The sequence below is a fragment of the Streptomyces albireticuli genome (assembly GCF_002192455.1).
GTDB classification, from domain to species: domain Bacteria; phylum Actinomycetota; class Actinomycetes; order Streptomycetales; family Streptomycetaceae; genus Streptomyces; species Streptomyces albireticuli_B.
Window position 1 is genome coordinate 616545 of the sequence record NZ_CP021744.1, and the last position, 16821, is coordinate 633365.

Annotated in this window: 13 protein-coding genes; 8 read left to right on the forward strand and 5 right to left on the reverse strand. The window is 72.4% G+C overall.

From position 1 onward, the window contains the following. Positions 1-51: 51 nt before the first annotated feature. Both SMD11_RS02680 and SMD11_RS02685 read right to left on the reverse strand, forming a co-directional pair. Entirely contained in the window at positions 52-1197 is a 1146-nt protein-coding gene (locus SMD11_RS02680) for an NAD(P)/FAD-dependent oxidoreductase (RefSeq protein WP_087924870.1), read from the reverse strand. 74 nt (positions 1198-1271) lie between these two features. After that, positions 1272-2642, reverse strand: a complete 1371-nt coding sequence (locus tag SMD11_RS02685) for an aminopeptidase P family protein (protein WP_234365862.1) — start codon at positions 2640-2642, stop codon at positions 1272-1274. Positions 2643-2768: 126 nt separating this feature from the next. Between SMD11_RS02685 and SMD11_RS02690 the strand changes: the two genes are divergently transcribed. The 8 genes from SMD11_RS02690 to SMD11_RS02725 all read left to right on the forward strand — a co-directional run bounded on the left by SMD11_RS02690 (position 2769) and on the right by SMD11_RS02725 (position 13820). Then, positions 2769-4517 (forward strand): ABC transporter substrate-binding protein, encoded by a 1749-nt coding sequence (locus SMD11_RS02690; RefSeq protein WP_087924871.1) that lies wholly within the window; start codon positions 2769-2771, stop codon positions 4515-4517. 8 nt (positions 4518-4525) lie between these two features. Next, on the forward strand, positions 4526-5461 hold the full coding sequence (locus tag SMD11_RS02695; protein ID WP_087924872.1) for an ABC transporter permease: 936 nt from the start codon (positions 4526-4528) through the stop codon (positions 5459-5461). Next, positions 5458-6444, forward strand: a complete 987-nt coding sequence (locus SMD11_RS02700; RefSeq protein WP_087924873.1) for an ABC transporter permease — start codon at positions 5458-5460, stop codon at positions 6442-6444. Before SMD11_RS02695 ends, SMD11_RS02700 begins: the two co-directional genes overlap by 4 nt. Next, entirely contained in the window at positions 6444-7466 is a 1023-nt protein-coding gene (locus tag SMD11_RS02705; protein ID WP_087924874.1) for an ABC transporter ATP-binding protein, read from the forward strand. The genes SMD11_RS02700 and SMD11_RS02705 overlap by 1 nt, the downstream gene beginning before the upstream one ends. Further along, positions 7463-8443 carry an ABC transporter ATP-binding protein gene (locus SMD11_RS02710; protein WP_087924875.1) on the forward strand — a complete coding sequence of 327 codons (981 nt, stop codon included), beginning with the start codon at positions 7463-7465 and terminating at the stop codon, positions 8441-8443. Before SMD11_RS02705 ends, SMD11_RS02710 begins: the two co-directional genes overlap by 4 nt. A gap of 291 nt (positions 8444-8734) precedes the next feature. Beyond that, the gene (locus SMD11_RS02715; protein WP_087924876.1) at positions 8735-11086 is read left to right on the forward strand and encodes a collagenase; all 2352 of its coding nucleotides are present in this window, start codon (positions 8735-8737) and stop codon (positions 11084-11086) included. 168 nt (positions 11087-11254) lie between these two features. Next, on the forward strand, positions 11255-11887 hold the full coding sequence (locus SMD11_RS02720; RefSeq protein WP_087924877.1) for a GNAT family N-acetyltransferase: 633 nt from the start codon (positions 11255-11257) through the stop codon (positions 11885-11887). Positions 11888-12035: 148 nt separating this feature from the next. After that, positions 12036-13820 (forward strand): protein-arginine deiminase family protein, encoded by a 1785-nt coding sequence (locus tag SMD11_RS02725; protein WP_159395199.1) that lies wholly within the window; start codon positions 12036-12038, stop codon positions 13818-13820. A 40-nt stretch (positions 13821-13860) separates the two neighbouring features. Here SMD11_RS02725 and SMD11_RS02730 read toward each other — a convergent pair whose 3' ends face one another. The 3 genes from SMD11_RS02730 to SMD11_RS02740 form a co-directional block, all read right to left on the reverse strand. Further along, positions 13861-14400, reverse strand: a complete 540-nt coding sequence (locus tag SMD11_RS02730) for a DUF4232 domain-containing protein (RefSeq protein ID WP_087924879.1) — start codon at positions 14398-14400, stop codon at positions 13861-13863. Between the two features lie 188 nt (positions 14401-14588). Beyond that, positions 14589-15275 carry a transglycosylase SLT domain-containing protein gene (locus SMD11_RS02735; protein ID WP_087924880.1) on the reverse strand — a complete coding sequence of 229 codons (687 nt, stop codon included), beginning with the start codon at positions 15273-15275 and terminating at the stop codon, positions 14589-14591. 345 nt (positions 15276-15620) lie between these two features. Next, positions 15621-16676, reverse strand: a complete 1056-nt coding sequence (locus tag SMD11_RS02740) for a DUF3533 domain-containing protein (protein WP_087924881.1) — start codon at positions 16674-16676, stop codon at positions 15621-15623. Positions 16677-16821: the final 145 nt, after the last annotated feature.

A 16821-nucleotide genomic window follows, 5' to 3' on the forward strand; every position in this document is an offset into this window, starting at 1 on the left:
GGGCCTCCTCTCGGGACGGTGCGGGGCAACGGGCGGAAGCGGGGCGGGGGTTCAGGCGGCCGGGGTGAAGCGGCCGGGGTGGAACGGGCCGAGGTCGAACGGGGGTTCGCCGCCCGTCAGCTGCCGGGCGACGGCCAGGCCGGTGGCGGGGGCGAGCCCGATCCCCGCGCCCTCGTGACCGCAGGCGTGCAGCAGTCCGGGGACGCGGGGGTCGGGGCCGATGGCGGGCAGGTGGTCGGGCAGGTACGGGCGGAACCCGGCGTACGTGCGCAGGGCCCGCACCCCGGCCAGCACCGGGAACAGGGCCGTGGCCTGGGCGGCGAGGCGCCGGAGCACCTCCACCGACAGGGTGCGGTCGAAGCCGACCCGTTCGCGGCTGGCGCCGATGAGGACCGGGCCCGCCGGGGTGCCCTCGACCACGGCGGAGGTCTGGAGCGCCGCCGAGCCGCTGGCGACGTCGGCGACGTAGTCGGCCGCGTAGACCTTGTGCCGCACCACGCGCGGCAGCGGTTCGGTGACGAGCACGAAGCCCCGGCGGGGCAGTACGGGCAGGTGTCCGCCGGCGAGCCGGGCCACCTCGCCGCCCCAGGTGCCGGCGGCGTTGACGACGAACGGGGCACGCAGCTCGCCGGCGGCCGTGCGCACGCCCCGCACCTCCCCGTTCGGGCCGGTGAGGACGGCCGTGACCTCCTCTCCGGTACGGACCCGGGCTCCTGAGGCGCGCAACAGGTGGGCGGCGGCGAGGGCGGGCTGTACCTGGGCGTCCTGCGGATAGTGGAAGCCGCCCCCGAGGTCCGGTGCCAGGTGCGGCTCCAGGTCGTGGAGCCGGTCCGCCGGGACCTCCTCCGCCGTGACGCCGGCCCCGGCCTGGGCGGCGGCGAACTTCCGCAGCGCGGCCAGGCCGGGGGCGTCGGAGGCGACGACGAGGCCGCCCTTGGCCTCGTACTCGATCCGGGCCGGGAGCTCCTGGGCCAGCTCGCGCCACAACCGCGCGGAGAGCAGGGCAAGTTCGAGCTCCGGTCCGGGTTCCTTGTCGGAGACCAGGAGGTTTCCCTCGCCGGCGCCCGTGGTCCCGCCGGCGACGGGGCCGCGGTCGACCACGGTGACGGTGAGGCCGTCGCGGGCGGCGTAGTAGGCGCAGGCGGCGCCGACCACGCCCGCTCCGACGACGATGACGTCCGAGGAGGAGTTGCTCATGAGCACGTCAGTAATATTTCACATTGCACTGCCGCTGCCAAGAGCCCGTCCGCACCTCGTGGTTGACGCTTTCCCTATCCTTCGAGGAGTTCACCCATCCACGCCTCGACCGCCTCGGGCGTGCGGGGCAGCGCGTGCGACATCAGCCGGGCCCCGTCGGCGGTGATGACCAGGTCGTCCTCGATCCGCACGCCGATGCCGCGCAGTTCGGCCGGCAGCGACTCATCGTCGGGCTGGAGGTAGAGCCCGGGCTCTACGGTGAGGACCTGCCCCTCCTCCAGGACGCCGTCGAGGTAGGCGTCCGCGCGCGCCTGGGCGCAGTCGTGGACGTCCAGGCCGAGCATGTGACCGCTGCTGCACAGCGTGTACCGGCGATGGAAGTCGCCTTCGGCGCTCTTGAGCACGCCCCACTCGGCGAGCCCCTCGGCGATGACCCGCATGCCGGCCCGGTGGAAGTCGCGGAAGCTCGCGCCGGGCTTGAGGGCGGCCATGCCCGCGTCCTGGGCGGCGAGGACGAGTTCGTAGACCTGGCGCTGGACGGGCGTGAAGCGTCCGGACAGCGGCAGGGTGCGGGTGATGTCGGCGGTGTAGAGGGTGTCGGTCTCCACGCCCGCGTCCAGCAGGAGGAGTTCACGGGGGTCGAGCCTGCCGTCGTTGCGTATCCAGTGCAGGACGCACGCGTGCGCGCCGGAGGCCGCGATGGTCTCGTAGCCGGGGCCGTTGCCCTCGGCGCGGGCGCGCAGGCCGAAGACGCCCTCGATCCACCGTTCGCCGCGCGGGTGGGCGAGGGCGCGGGGCAGCGCCCGTACGACGTCCTCGAAGCCGGCGGCGGTGTGGTCCACGGCCAGCTGAAGCTGTCCGACCTCCCACGCGTCCTTGACCAGCCGCAGTTCGCTCAGGGCGGCGGCGAGTTCGGCGTCGCCGGACGCGTCGCGGCCCGGCGGCAGCCGGTCGCACTCCTCCCGGTGGGCGCAGCGGATGCCGGTCATGCGCTCGGCCTCGGTGAGGTCGGGGCGGCGGCCGACCCAGAACTCGCCGTAGCGCCGGTCCCGGTAGAACTCCGCGCCGGCGCGGGGCGACCGCGGCCGCACGTACAGCACCGCCTCGTGCCGGTGCGGGCCGTCGGGCTCCAGGACCAGCACGTGCCCGGCCTGGTCCTCGCCGGTCAGACCGGTCACCCAGGCGTAGGCGCTGTGCGGGCGGAAGCGGTAATCGCAGTCGTTGGAGCGGACCTTGAACTCGCCCGCGGGCACGATCAGCCGCTCGCCGGGAAAACGTGCGGACAGCTTCGCGCGGCGGGCCGCGGCGAGGTCCGCCACGGGCAGCCGGATGTCGGCGGGCAGCGGCGTCGCCGCCCAGCCGTTCGCCATGAACGCCTCGAACTCGGCCGAGACCGGCAGGTCATGACTGACCGTACGGATCGCGGAGACTGCGGGTTCCTGCACGGGACTCCCCCTCGGACACAGGTGGGTAACGGACCGACTGACGCCTTGTCAGTGCAATTTCACATTACTATGTTACGGGTCACATTTCAGCGTCCAGCTGTTCGACTGTTCACGGAGTGACCACTGATGAACAAGCGCACGTGCACTGCCATGGCCGCGATGCTGGCGGCCTCCCTCGCCCTGGGGGCGGCCGGGTGTTCCGGCGGGAAGCGGTCGGCCGGCGGCAAGGAGGGCGGCAAGAACCCCGCCGCCGCCCACGAGGGCAAGGCGATCGGCGGCACCCCGCGGAAGGGCGGCACGCTGACGGTGCTGTCCAACCAGGACTTCACCCACCTCGACCCGGCCCGCAACTGGGTCATGAACGACATGGACTTCGGGACCCGGCTGCTCTACCGCACCCTGGTGACGTACAAGGCCGCGCCCGGCACGCAGGGCGGCACACTGGTCCCCGACCTCGCCACCGACCTGGGCACGCCGTCCGCCGACGCCAGGACATGGACGTTCCACCTCAAGCCGGGCGTGAAGTACGAGGACGGCTCGCCCGTCACCGCGCAGGACGTCAAGTACAACGTCGAGCGGTCCTTCTCCCCCGACCTGCCCGGCGGCGCCGACTACGCCGCCCGCTACCTCGCCGGCGCCGAGGGCTACCGGGGCCCCGCCCAGGGCGAGCACCTCGACTCCGTCAGGACGCCGGACGACCGCACCCTCGTCTTCGAACTGCGCAAGCCCTTCGCCGAGTTCCCCAACGCCACGGTCATGCCCACCTTCGCGCCCGTGCCGCAGGCGCGGGACAAGGGCCCGCAGTACGACAACCGGCCGTTCTCCTCCGGCCCGTACAAGGTCGACTCCTACGCGCGCGGCAAGAAGCTCGTCCTCGTCCGCAACGAGCACTGGGACCCGGGGACGGACGAGGTCCGCAAGGCGTACCCGGACAAGCTGGTCGTCATGATGGGCCTGAAGGCGAACCAGATCGACGACCGGCTGATAGCGAGCCAGGGCGCCGACGCCTCCGCCGTCTCCTGGGGCGCCCTGCGGCCGGAGAGCGCCGCGAAGGTCCTGCCCGACGCCGGAGTGCGCGAGCGGCTGCTCGCCGAGTCCACCAACTGCACCGACATGGTCCAGATGCACACCGGCCGGGCGCCCTTCGACAACACCAAGGTCCGGCAGGCCGTGCAGTACGCCCTCGACCGGGACGCCGTCCTCACCTCCTCCGGAGGCCCCGCCTTCAACGACCTGTCGACCGCGTACATGCCGGCGTCCCTCTTCGGCGGCAAGCAGCCCGACACCCTGAAGATCCCCGCGACGGGCGACACGGAGAAGGCCAGGCAACTGCTGAAGGAGGCCGGCAGACCCGGCGGCTTCTCGACGAAGATCACCGCCTCGGCCGGTGACAAGGGCCGCGCCGAGGCCATCCAGCAGGCCCTGGGCCGGGCCGGCATCAAGGCCACCATCGAGACCGTGGACCCGTCCGCCTTCTACGCCACCATCGGTGACACCAAGAACCGCACCGACATGGTCTACACCGGCTGGTGCCCCGACTACCCCTCCGGCTCCACCTTCCTGCCCTTCGTCTTCGACGGCCGCTTCATCAAGGAGAAGGGCAACTCCGGCAACCACTCCCTCTTCCGCGACGACGCGACGATGAGGCGGATGGACGAGATCGGCGCCATGACCGACACCGGGCGGGCCGCCGGTGCCTGGCAGCAGCTCGACGGGCGGATCCTCACCCAGGCTCCGGCCGTCCCGGTGCTCGTCCGGCGGTGGCCCCTGGTCCTGGGCACCAACATCGCGGGCGCGTACGGGCACACCTCCTTCGGCGGCCAGCTCGACTACGCCACGGTCGGCCTCAAGGACCCCGCCGAGAGCCGGGACTGAGGGCCCTCATGAGCGCCACTTCCCCCACCGCGACGGCCGCCCCCGCCGGCAGCGGCCCCTGGCGGCTCGCCCGCGCCGAACTGCGCCGCCGCACCTCCGTCAAGGTCTCCCTCGCCGTCGTCGCGCTCTTCCTGCTGATGGCGGCGGGCGCCCCGCTGCTGAGCTCGCTCGCCGGCTGGTCTCCCGAGGAGTTCGACAAGACCGCCGTCGACCCCTACCTCGGCGGCCGGCCGCTCGGCCCCCTGGGCGGCATCTCCGCCGACCACTGGCTCGGCGTCGAACCCGTCACCGGCCGCGACCTGTTCGCCCGGGTCGTGCACGGCGCCCAGGTGTCGCTGCTGATCGCCCTCACCGCCACCGCGATCGTCGTGCTCGCCGGGACGGCGGCCGGCATCACGGCGGGCTACTTCGGCGGCCGCACCGACGCCGTGCTCTCCCGGCTCATGGACCTCACGATGTCCTTCCCGTCCCTCATCTTCATGATCGCGATGATGTCGGTGGCCAAGGACGTCAACCGTGTCCTGCTGATGACCGCCGTCATCGGCCTGTTCGGCTGGCCCGGCATCGCCCGCGTCGTCCGCGGCCAGACCCTCTCGCTCAAACACCGCGAGTACGTCGACGCCGCCCGTGTCGGGGGCTCCGGGCCCTGGCGCATCCTCACCCGCGACATTCTCCCGGGCGTCGCCGGGCCCGTCATCGCCTACACCACCCTCGTCGTCCCCGGCATGATCGCCACCGAGGCGGCCCTGAGCTATCTGGGCGTCGGCGTCCGCCCGCCCACCCCCTCCTGGGGCCAGATGATCGCCGAGAGCGTCGCCTTCTACGACACGGACCCCATGTACTTCGTCATCCCGAGCACCTGCCTGTTCCTGACCGTGCTCGCCTTCACCCTGCTCGGCGACGCGCTGCGCGACGTCCTCGACCCGAGGAGCGGCCGCACATGATCCTCTACCTGGGGCGCCGGCTGCTCGCCGTCCTCGGCGTGCTCGTCGCCGTCGCCGCCGTCACCTTCACCGTCTTCTACGTGCTGCCCTCCGACCCCGCGGCCGCCGCCTGCGGCAAGTCGTGCAGCACCGACCGCCTGGAGGCGATCCGCGCCCACATGGGCCTGGACCGGCCGCTGTGGCGGCAGTTCGCGGACTTCGTCACCGGCGTCTTCACCGGCCGCACCATGGGCAGCGGCCGGTACGCCCTGCACTGCTCCTTCCCCTGCCTCGGCTACTCCTACGAGAACTCCGAGGCCGTCTGGGACCTGCTGATGGACCGCCTGCCGGTCTCCGCCTCGCTGGCCGTGGGCGCGGCCGTGCTGTGGCTCGCGCTCGGCCTGAGCGCCGGGGTCACCGCGGCCCTGCGCAAGGACACCCTCACCGACCGCGTCCTGATGGTCGGCGCCGTCGCCGCGGCCTCGCTGCCCGTCTACTTCACCTCGATGATGCTGATCTACGGCCTCATCCGGACGGCCGGCCTGCTGCCCTACCCGCAGTACGTGCCGCTCGGCGACGACCCCCTGCGCTGGGCGTCCAACCTGCTCCTGCCCTGGCTGGCACTGGCCGTGCTGTACGCGGCCATGTACGCCCGGCAGAGCCGCGGTTCGATGATCGAGACGATGGCGGAACCGTACATCCGCACCGCCCGCGCCAAGGGCCTGCCGCGCCGCACCGTGGTCGTCAAGCACGGGCTGCGGGCCGGCATGACGCCGGTCCTCACCCTCTTCGGCATGGACCTGGGCGGGCTGCTCGCGGGCGCCGTCATCACCGAGTCGATCTTCGGGCTGCCGGGGATCGGGCGGCTCTTCTACGGCGCGCTGTCCACCGGCGACCAGCCGGTCATCCTCGGCGTCACGCTGCTGGCGGCCGTCTTCATCGTCGTCGCCAACCTGGCCGTCGACCTGCTCTACGCCGTCGTCGACCCGCGAGTGAGGTACTGATGACCACCGGCCTCCCTCTCCTGTCCGTCACGGACCTGACCGTCACCTTCCCCACCCGGCATGGAGACGTACGGGCCGTGGACTCCCTGAGCTTCGAAGTGCGCCGCGGCCAGACCCTCGGCATCGTCGGCGAGTCCGGCTCCGGCAAGTCCGTCACCTCCCTGGCCGTGATGGGCCTGCACACCGGCGCCCGGGTCACCGGCTCCATCGCCCTCGACGGCCGCGAGCTGACCGGCCTGCCCGAGCGCGAGCTGAGGCGGCTGCGCGGCCGCCGCATGGCGATGATCTTCCAGGACCCGCTCTCCAGCCTCCACCCGTACTACACCGTCGGCGAGCAGATCGCCGAGCACCACCGGGTCCACTTCGGCTCCCGGCGGGCCGCGGCGCGCGAGCGGGCGGTGGAGATGCTCGCGGAGGTCGGCATCCCGGAGCCCGCGCGGCGGGCCGGCGAGTATCCGCACCAGTTCTCCGGGGGCATGCGCCAGCGCGTGATGATCGCCATGGCACTCGCCTGCGAACCCGACCTGCTGATCGCCGACGAGCCGACCACCGCCCTCGACGTCACCGTCCAGGCCCAGATCCTGGAGCTGATCGCCCGCCTTCAGGAGCAGCGCGGACTCGCGGTCGTCATGATCACGCACGACCTCGGCGTCGTCGCCCGCGTCGCCCGGGACGTGCTCGTGATGTACGGCGGACGGGCGGCCGAACAGGCCCCGGTCGACACGCTGTTCACCGACCCCGGCCACCCCTACACCCGTGGGCTGCTCGACTCGCTCCCCCGCCTCGACGACCCCGACGACGCACCCCTGCGGGCCATCCCCGGCAGCCCGCCCTCGCTCCTGGACCCGGCACCGGGCTGCGCCTTCGCGCCGCGCTGCCCGCGCGCGGCGGCGGCGACGCCGGCCGAGCACGAGCGCTGCGCGGGCACCCGGCCCGAACTCCGGCCCGCCAAAGGGCATCTGGTCTCCTGCCACCTGTCCCCGCACCACACCACAGCCCCTGCACAAGGAGGCCCCCGATGACCGCCGGTACCGCACCCCTGCTGTCCGTACGGGACGTGACCATGGCCTTCCCGGGCAAGCGGCGCCGCGGGGCGCCCGTCCGGGCCGTCGACGGCGTCTCCTTCGACCTGGCGGCGGGCGAGACCCTGGGGCTGGTGGGCGAGTCCGGCTGCGGCAAGTCGACCACCGGCCGCATGATCGTACGGCTGCTGGAGCCGACCACCGGGTCGATCACCTACGACGGGCGCGACATCAGCCGCCTCGGCCGGCGCGCTCTCAAGCCGCTGCGCAAGGACCTCCAGATGGTCTTCCAGGACCCGCACTCCTCCCTCAATCCACGCCAGACGGTGGCGCGGGTCATCGCCGATCCGCTGCTGGCGCAGGGCGTGCCGGCGGCCGAGGCGCGTGGGCGGGCGGCGGAGCTGATGGAGCTGGTCGGGCTCATCCCCGAGCACATCGACCGCTATCCGCACGAGTTCTCCGGCGGCCAAGCGCAGCGCATCGGTATCGCGCGCTCGCTGGCCACGGGGCCCCGTCTGATCGTCGCCGACGAGCCGGTGTCGGCCCTGGACGTCTCCGTGCGGGCCCAGATCGTCAATCTGATGGAGCGGCTCCAGAGCGAACTCGGGCTCGCCTACCTCTTCATCGCCCATGACCTGTCGGTGGTGAAGCGGGTGTGCGACCGGGTGGCCGTGATGTATCTGGGGCGGATCGTCGAGGCCGGCGACAAGGAGCGGGTGTACGCGGCCCCGGCCCATCCGTACACGCGGGCGCTGCTGTCCGCGGTTCCGCTGCCGGACCCGGTCGCCGAGCGGACGCGGGAGCGGATCACCCTGCTCGGCGACCCGCCGAGCCCGGCGGCTCCCCCGCCGGGCTGTACGTTCCATCCGCGCTGCCCCAAGGCGCGGGAGATCTGCCGGTCCGAGGCGCCGCTGCTGCGGATCGCCGTGCCGGGCGAGGCGCGTGAGGTGGCCTGCCACTTTCCGGAGGCGGCCTGAACCGGACCACCCCGGTCCTGGGCCGGCGTCCGGGCCGGGCGCGGGCCCGGTGCCGGCCGGCGCGGTCGCCCGGAGGACGACTTCCGCTTCGGCGTCTCCGTCAACTGGGGGCTACTGAGGGGTTGTCAGTACCATTTCACATTACTACGTTACACATGACATGGCGCCGCACCGGCCCCTCACGCACCGCCTGTCGGACGGCCGCCGGGCCCCGCGCGCTGCCCCTGTCGCGCACACCGCACCCCCCTTTCCCGTGCGTATCCCTCCCTACCTCCCACACAGGAGTCATCGGTGTCCTACTCCAGAACCCTGCGCAGATCCCTGCTCACCGCCGCGATAGCCGTGACACTCTGCGCCACCGCCGTCCAGCCCGGATTCGCGGACTCCCCCTCGCCGGCCCCCTCGTCCGCCACGGCTCCCCCGGTGACCGCGCGTGCGGACACGCCCACCCCCAACCCCTTCGACGAGGTCACCCGCCTCGCGAACGCCCCCAGGCCGGCCTTCGCCACCCCCACCGCCCCCGGCGGCCTCACGAAGGGGCGCGTCCCCGGCGCCCTCACCGCGAAGCCGAAACCCACGGCCGTGCCGCCCCGCGCCACCGTCGGCGGCGCCGCCGTACCCTGCACCCTCGACGGGGTCACCGGGCTCACCCCGGAGCGGTTCGCCGACTTCCTCGCCGACCCGGCCGTCACCGCCGACGGCTGCCTGCGCACGCTCATCTGGACCTGGGACCAGCGGCTCGTCCCCGTCATGTCGCGACCGCACGTCCAGGCGGTCTCCCGCCGCATCGAGAGCCTGGCCGCGGCGCACGACGGCAAGAACGACAGCCACCTGCTGGAGATGTTCACCTACCTCCACGCCGTCGCGTACCACGACTTCTCCCGCGGCGAGATCGACCTCACCGACGCGCCCACCGTGGAGGCGATGCGCCGCGCGGTGTCCGCCTTCGGCACCGCCGCGCGCACCTTCGACGTGACCCGCGCCAACGCCGAGACCCTGCGCGAGGCGCTCTACGCGGCCGGCGCCCCGGGCCTGCGCCAGCACCAGCTGCCGCTGATCAAGCGCGTCCTGGCCACCATGGACGCCTCACACCCCGACACCGCCAAGGACACCTCCTGGGCCGGCGCCGCGCTCGCCGCGCTCTCCCTCAACTACCTCGGCGTCTACCCCGGCAACCACGACACCGCCTTCCACGCCGCCGTCACCGCCGACGCCTCCTACCGCGCGGCCTTCAAGGCCTTCGCCGGCCACACCCACCTCAAGGGCACGTCCAACGCCTGGGTGGTGCGCGACGCCGTCGGGGAGTACGGACGGATGGGCCAGATCGACGCCCTCAAGGGGCAGATCACCTCCGACCTGGGCGGGCTGCTGGCCACCACGACCGCCAACTTCGGCGAGGGCAGCCAGCCCTGGGCCAAGGTCGTCACCTGGCTCAACGAATTCGACGCCTGCAAGCAGTACGGGGTGTGCAAGGCCGACATCGAGCGCCGCATCTTCCCGTCCACCTACACGTACGACAACGGCGCCATCAAGGTCCGCACGGCCCTGCCCCGCGCCACCGTCGACCGCCTCTACTACGCGAGCAAGCAGGTCAAGGCGCAGTTCCACCGGGTCCTGGGCACCGAGCAGCCGCTGGCGGGCGACACCAACACCACGCTCAACATCGTGCTGTACGCCTCCCGCGCCGACTACGAGGTCTACCACCCGCTACTGACCGGTATGGGTACCGACAACGGCGGCATCTACATCGAGAACGGCGCCACCTTCTACACGTACGAGCGGCGCGTCCCCCAGGACTCCACGCTCACGCTGGAGGAGCTCTTCCGGCACGAGTACACGCACTACCTCAACGGCCGCTGGGCCGTCCCCGGCTCCTTCGGCGAAGGCCCGTGGTACCAGGGCGACCGCACCACCGCGATGGACGAGGGCACGGCCGAGTTCTTCGACGGCGCCACCCGGGGCGAGGGCATCAAGGTCCGCAAGTCCCTGGTCCAGAGCGTCATCAACGACACGGCGGGCGGCACCAAGCCGCGCATGAGCGTGTACGAGCTGCTGCACGCGGAGTACGACCGGGACGGCTTCCGCTTCTACTCCTACGCCGGCACGTTCTTCGAGTTCCTGTGGACGGAACGCCCCTCGCTGCTCAAGGAGATGTACGGCCGCCTCCGCGCGAACGACGTCGCGGGCTTCGACGCCTGGCGCGACCGGCTCGGCCGGGACACCGGGCTCCAGCGCGCGTACGACGCCTTCCTCGACCAGCAGATCGCCAAGGTCAATGACCTGTACGTGCCGGACACCTCGTTCACGCCCGTCGGCGGCCTGGACGCCGGCCACCCCGCCACGGTCCGCGCCTCCTTCAAGGCCACCACCGGCATCACGCCCGAATGCCGCACCAACGAGGCCCCGGAACGCCCGCGTTTCACCTGCACGGGCCGCATCACCGCCAACCTGAGCGACCCGGGCAGCCCCGATCTGGTCTTCAAGGACATGTCCGGGACGGTCGACTACTTCATCCTCGACCGCACCAAGAAGGGCAACAACAACTTCGCCGACATGAACTGCTCCTTCGGGAAGGTCGACCTCTGGGCGGACCGCCCCGCGGGATCCGCGGACTTCACCTGTGAAGGTCCGCTGAGGGGCTGATTCCCCGCGGGGCCCCGGGCCGGTCTCACCACAACCGGCCCGGGGCCCCGGCGTCATGAAGGGAGACGGTGGGCCCTGGGGACTCGCGCCACCGAAAAAGGGGTGCTGTGTCCCGCCGCACCGCGTAATGTGCGCTCCTGCTGATTGACGGTTACATCGGGAGGCGTCGTGGTCACGGAACTCGTCAAGGTGTGGGCAGCGGGATGGGCCTTGTCACGGCACACGCCCCGGCCCACCGAGCATCCCTGGGGCGTCTATCTAGAGGTGGGAAAGCCCGGACACGTGGGGCGTCATGTGCTCTTCGAGGCCCATGAGTCGGCGGTACGCGAGGCCGCGGCATCGGTGGACGTCGCGGACACCTGGATCAAGGCGGCCGTGGAACCCCAGGACATAGGCCCGTGGCTGCCGCGTGGGTGGGTGGTCGACGAGGAGGAGGCGGGCCATCTCATGGCCGTGGACCTGACGGCCACGGAGCCGGTGGTGCCCGAGGGATACACCGCGTCGCTGGAGACGGACGACGGCGTCACGTACGTCCGGGTGCTCGACGCCGACGGCGGACTCGCCGCCAGGGGGCAGCTGGCCCTGCTCGGTCACGGGGCGGTCGTCGACCAGGTGGTGACCGAGGAGGCCCACCGGCGCCGCGGTCTGGGCGCCTTCGTGATGCGCGCGCTCGCCGACCACGCGGTGGCCGAAGGCGCGTCCCTCGGCGTCCTGGGCGCGACGGACGAGGGGCGCGCCCTGTACGAGACGCTGGGCTGGAAGTCTCACTCCCGGCTGGCGGCGTGCATCTACAGACCGTGAACCCGGGGCCCGGGACCACCGTCGATGGCGCGATCGGGCCTCCACCCGTGTGAGGAGAGGCTCTCCCCCGGACTGGACACAACGATGCAACCCCGGATCCGCCCGGTGGCCGATGTGACGTGACGCCGGGCGGCGGGACAGTGGGGGAATGACAAGACCACTGACCCGGCGGGCCCCGGTGGCCGGCGCGCTGGCCTGCGCGGCTCTCGTCGCCACGCTGCTCTCCCCCGGCGGCGCCCAGGCCTCCGCCCCCGTCGCCCGGCCCGAGCTGCGCACGCCCGAGGGCACGACCGTACTGCCGAACCTCGACGACGACGCCCGGCGCTGCACCCTGCGCCCCGGCGACCTGGACCGGCTGGACGTGGCCGTCGACGAACGGCTGGCCGCGTGCGACGACGCCGCCGACGAGGTGCTCAACGGCGCCGCCGACGCCGAGGACCTCACCCCGCTGAGGGTGATGCCCATGGCCGCCGGCGACCGTGCCGAGGGCCGGGTCTCGCTGCCCGCCGCCCAACGCCCCTACGCGCGCGTCTTCGTGGTGCGCGACGGGCGGTACGTGTCGCTGGGCACCGACGGGCGGCTTGACGCCGGGGAACTGCGGCGCGGGGTGCGGCTCGCCGTCGAGGCCCGTGACATCGTGCGGGACCGCGAGCGGTGGGACGGCCGGATCGAGGTGACGCTCGCCGTCACGCGGCACGGGACCACCCGGACGGCCCGGGCGGACCTGCGCGTGGCGCCGGTGCTCCTGCAACACGACCTCCAGCGCGCCCAGCACGTCTTCGCCTCCGCGCCGGGCCCGGGCGAGGGGCAGCCCGTCGAGGTCCCCGCCTCACCCCGGCGGCCCGGGCAGTGGCGGGAGTTCGCGGACTCCCTGCGCGAAGCCGCCGAGAAGTCCGGCCTTCCCGGGAGCGGCCTGCGGTTCCAGCCCGGCACCGCGCAGTGGTGGCGGGACGTCTGGCGCCAGGACATCGCCGAGCCCGGTTACGTCACCAGGACGACGCCCCACGGCCGGCACACGCTGCGCATCCTGCTGCGCTCCCCCAACTACTGGACGTCCGCCGACGGCCGCTCCGCGAGCCTTCGCCGTGCCGGGCGGCTCCTCTACCAGGACCTCCGCGGTCCCGGTGTGGGCGTGGTCCAGCAGTACACGCCCACGGCCCGACGCGAGAAGAACGTCGACGAACTGCTGAACTTCACCGGCAACTTCGAGTCCCTGCCGCCGTACGCCGGGTACCCCCAGGGCCGCGTCGTCCACGGCGGCAGCGCCGACCGCCGCCCCGACCCCTCGTTCGTCGGCATGCTGAACGCCCAGGGGCAGCAGCCCGCGGTGGTACTGGACACCTCGTGGCTGCTGGTCGGCCACGTCGACGAGACCGTCCACGTCGTACGGGCGGACAACGCGCGCGGCTGGACGCTCGCCGTCTCCGACCCCCGCGCGGCGGTGGCGCTCCTGGAGCGGGCCCGGCGGGCGGGCGAGGGCGGTCAGCGCCTCTTCGCCGACACGGTGGCGGAGGACAAGCCGACCGTCGACGAGCTCCTGCGCCACGAGCGGCACGCCGGCGACAACGAGGACGCCGCCCGGCACATCGACGGACAGCTCGCGGTCCTGCTGCGGGAGACGGGGCTGAAGCCGGGGGAGATCGTCCGGCTCCCGGTCCTCTACTACCGGGTCGCGTCGGGCGAGGGCCTGCCGCGCCGCCACCTCGCCCTCTCCCCCGCGCTGGCCAACGGGCTGTCCCTGACCGCCCGCGACTACGCCGCCCCCACCCCGCACGGCCCGCGGGTCGCCGGCCGTGACCTCTTCCGCGCCGAGACCGAGCGGGCCCTGGCCGCCGGCGGGGTGCGGGTCCACTGGGTGGAGGACTTCTCCTGGGCCCACCTCGGCGGCGGCGAGGTCCACTGCGCCACGAACGCCCTCCGGGAGATCACGTGAGAGCACAGGACGGCCGGCGGGCGGCCGGGCCGCACGGCGTTCAGGACACGTCGATGCCGTAGGCGAGCGCGGTGACGGAGAGCTGCCCGTTGGTCACCGTCTTCTCGAACGGGATCGTCAGGTGGTCGCGGGACGCCGGGGGCGTGACGCGCAGATAGCCGGCCTGCACCATCCGCGGGGCGTCGGCGTGCGCCCAGGCCAGGGCGGCCTCGGCGGAGCCGCCGGGCTTCAGGACGAGCGTGCGCTTGCCCGGGTCGGGCACGAAGTAGGTGCTCCCCCAGGAGGTGATCGTGTCGACCGCCTTGTGCCGGGTGTCCTCCAGTTGGAGGCCGGGGTAGCCGCGCAGGGCGCAGGTGCGGCCGGAGGTGTTGGTCAGCGCCAGCACGGTGCCCTCGTGGGACATGCCGTTCTGGTGGCCGCCCTTGTCGGACAGCGAGGCCCGCAGGCCCGATACGTGGCAGGTCGGGGTCTGCGGGGCGGCCGAGGCCGTCGCCGCGCCGCCGAGGGCGGTGACGGTCGCCACCGTCGCCGCCATCGCCGCGGTGGTGGCGGTCGTCCCGCGCAGGGTGCTCCGTAACATCGCGTCCCTCCAGTGTTCGAATGTCTTCACCTTTCCGGCTACCTCATCTTGGCCCTTCCATTCCTCCCGGGTCACGGGGGCCCGTGCCACCCCGGGTACGCGACGAGGGCGGTGGCGCCCCTCGGTAGGGGTGCCACCGCCCTCGGCGGAGTGTGCCGGTGCCGGTGCCGTCAGGCGATCCGCGCCGGTCAGTACGCGGAGTTGACGTTGTCCATCGAGCCGTACTTGTCGGCGGCGTAGTTGCACGCGGCGGTGATGTTGGCGACCGGGTCGTAGATGTCCCAGGACGTGCCCTCGACGTGGTACGCCTTGAAGGTCGGGTCGATCACCTGGAGCAGGCCCTTCGAGGGGATGCCGTTGACGGCGTTGACGTCCCAGTCGTTGATCGCACGCGGGTTACCGGTCGACTCGCGCATCACATTGCGCTTGATGCCGTCGTACGAGGCGGGAATGCCCTTGGAGCGCAGGATGTCCAGCGACTCGTTGATCCAGCCCTCCAGGTTGTCCGCGTAGGCCTTCTTCGCCGGGGCGGCGGGCTTGGGCTCGATGGCCTTGCGCTCGGTGGAACGGTTGGCGGCCTGCTGTGCGGCCCGCTCCTTCTCGACCTTCGCCTTGGCGGCGGCGGCCGAACCGGACTCGGCGGCGGCGCCGGCGAGCTTCGCCAGCTCGGCCTGGTGCTCGTCGTCGGAAGCCTCGGCGTTCCACACCACGGGCTGCACCGCGGCCGTCGGCACCGGAGCGGCGTGCGTGTCGGCGGCGAAGGCCTGCGGGGCGACGGCGACCGCGACGACCGCGGCACCGGTCGCGGCGATGCCGGCGACGGAGAACTTGTGGATCTTGGGCAGACGGGTATAAGCGGAGATGGTGGAGCGCATGACTGTGCTGAACCTTCCGATCGCGGGGGTGTCGCCCGGCCCTGAAGCGGCGCAATAACGAAGCGCCGTTTCTCGGTCGACGGCGCCCAGCGACCCCGTAATTGTTAGCGGCCGGCAAATCCCCTGGCAATCACTGTGACCTACTAAGCACATTCATCGAGCGGCACCCGAATATCGACCTGCCCCTGAAATTGCGGCACCCTGCCCACTAACCACCTTCGTAAGTGACCCACGCCGCATGGGGCGCCTCACACGGGGGCGCCCCGGAAACAACACAGAGCAAGGTCGCATACGCGCGGAGTCAGCGCGAAAACGGCGGAAAAGGAGGCGGAAAAGGAGAAGGGCTCAGCCCGCGGGCGCGGCGGCCGGCTCACGCCCGCCGGGGTGGCGGTGCCGCCAGGTCCAGAAGACCGCGCAGGACAGGGCGGCCCAGGCGATCAGCACACCGAACGGGAAGAAGTGCTGGTGCTGCCGGAAGTAGACGGCCGTGTGCTGAGCGTTCACGGAGGCGCCCGGGGGCAGCCAGCGGCCGATCTCGCCGAGGAGGGAGGGCAGCAGGGGCCAGGAGACGGCACCGCCCGAGGACGGGTTGCCCAGCAGGACCATGAGGCCCCAGGTGGGCAGCATCGCCCACCGCCCGAAGAGGGCGTTGAACATCGTGAAGACCATGCCCGAGGTGAACATGGTCAGCGCCAGGATCAGCCAGGATTCCGCGAAAGGAAGCCGCAGGGCACCGAGTCCCCAATCCACGACGGCGGCGATGGTGAAGCCGCCGAGCACGGAATAGGCGGCGGTGAAGGCGATACGCTCGGCCGGATTGAGCTCGCGGGCGTGGACGCTCATCTGAATGGCACCGACGAAGCCCAGAATGACCGCCGCCAGGGTGATGTAGAAAAGTGCGAGGCCGCGCGGATCGCCCTTCTGGAGGGGGTTGACGTCCTGCACGGCCACGGGAACGCCCATCTCCTCGCCGACCCGCGGCGCGGTCTCGGTCAGCAGCTGGGCGACGGTGGCCCCGGAGGCCCCGGAGACATCCAGCTCGGCCGCGTGGTGCCGGTCCTGGAGGATGGCGTAGACCCGCTGGTTGTCGACCGCGTTCCGGGCCTCCTCGTAGGTGGCGAAGTGCCGCAGCCGGAGCTCGGCCCCGAGCGCCCTCTCCATGCCCTGGACGAATTCGGCCCGCTTGACCTCGGACGCGGGGACCCCGGTGACGGCGGTGGGGATGTTGTGCGGGGTCGGATTGGCCATGGCGTAGGTGTAGGACCCCGCGAAGAGCCCGGCGGCCGCGGCCACGATGAACACGAGCACGGTGGCGGGAAAGAACGGCGAGCGCCGGAACGCCGACCAGCGTTCGCGATGCCTCCCGTGGGGCGTACCGGCGCCGGCGCTCTCCTCACCCATGGCGCCACGATATGCGGATCATCCGGACACGGCGCGACCCGTGGTCCATCCGGACGGAGGCCGCACGGACCCCACGCATCATGCCTGGCGTGAGTGCCTGATCCGGCCATACCCGCTGGTCGGCGGGGTGCGCCCAGCCGAACGA

What these genes read in the sequence shown, in the direction of transcription:
- SMD11_RS02695 (WP_087924872.1), top strand. Translation starts at nt 4,526, where the DNA reads ATGAGCGCCACTTCCCCCACCGCGACGGCCGCCCCCGCCGGCAGCGGC.
- SMD11_RS02725 (WP_159395199.1), top strand. Translation starts at nt 12,036, where the DNA reads ATGACAAGACCACTGACCCGGCGGGCCCCGGTGGCCGGCGCGCTGGCC.
- SMD11_RS02735 (WP_087924880.1), bottom strand. Translation starts at nt 15,275, where the DNA reads ATGCGCTCCACCATCTCCGCTTATACCCGTCTGCCCAAGATCCACAAG.
- SMD11_RS02705 (WP_087924874.1), top strand. Translation starts at nt 6,444, where the DNA reads ATGACCACCGGCCTCCCTCTCCTGTCCGTCACGGACCTGACCGTCACC.
- SMD11_RS02700 (WP_087924873.1), top strand. Translation starts at nt 5,458, where the DNA reads ATGATCCTCTACCTGGGGCGCCGGCTGCTCGCCGTCCTCGGCGTGCTC.
- SMD11_RS02690 (WP_087924871.1), top strand. Translation starts at nt 2,769, where the DNA reads ATGAACAAGCGCACGTGCACTGCCATGGCCGCGATGCTGGCGGCCTCC.
- SMD11_RS02730 (WP_087924879.1), bottom strand. Translation starts at nt 14,400, where the DNA reads ATGTTACGGAGCACCCTGCGCGGGACGACCGCCACCACCGCGGCGATG.
- SMD11_RS02710 (WP_087924875.1), top strand. Translation starts at nt 7,463, where the DNA reads ATGACCGCCGGTACCGCACCCCTGCTGTCCGTACGGGACGTGACCATG.
- SMD11_RS02740 (WP_087924881.1), bottom strand. Translation starts at nt 16,676, where the DNA reads ATGGGTGAGGAGAGCGCCGGCGCCGGTACGCCCCACGGGAGGCATCGC.
- SMD11_RS02680 (WP_087924870.1), bottom strand. Translation starts at nt 1,197, where the DNA reads ATGAGCAACTCCTCCTCGGACGTCATCGTCGTCGGAGCGGGCGTGGTC.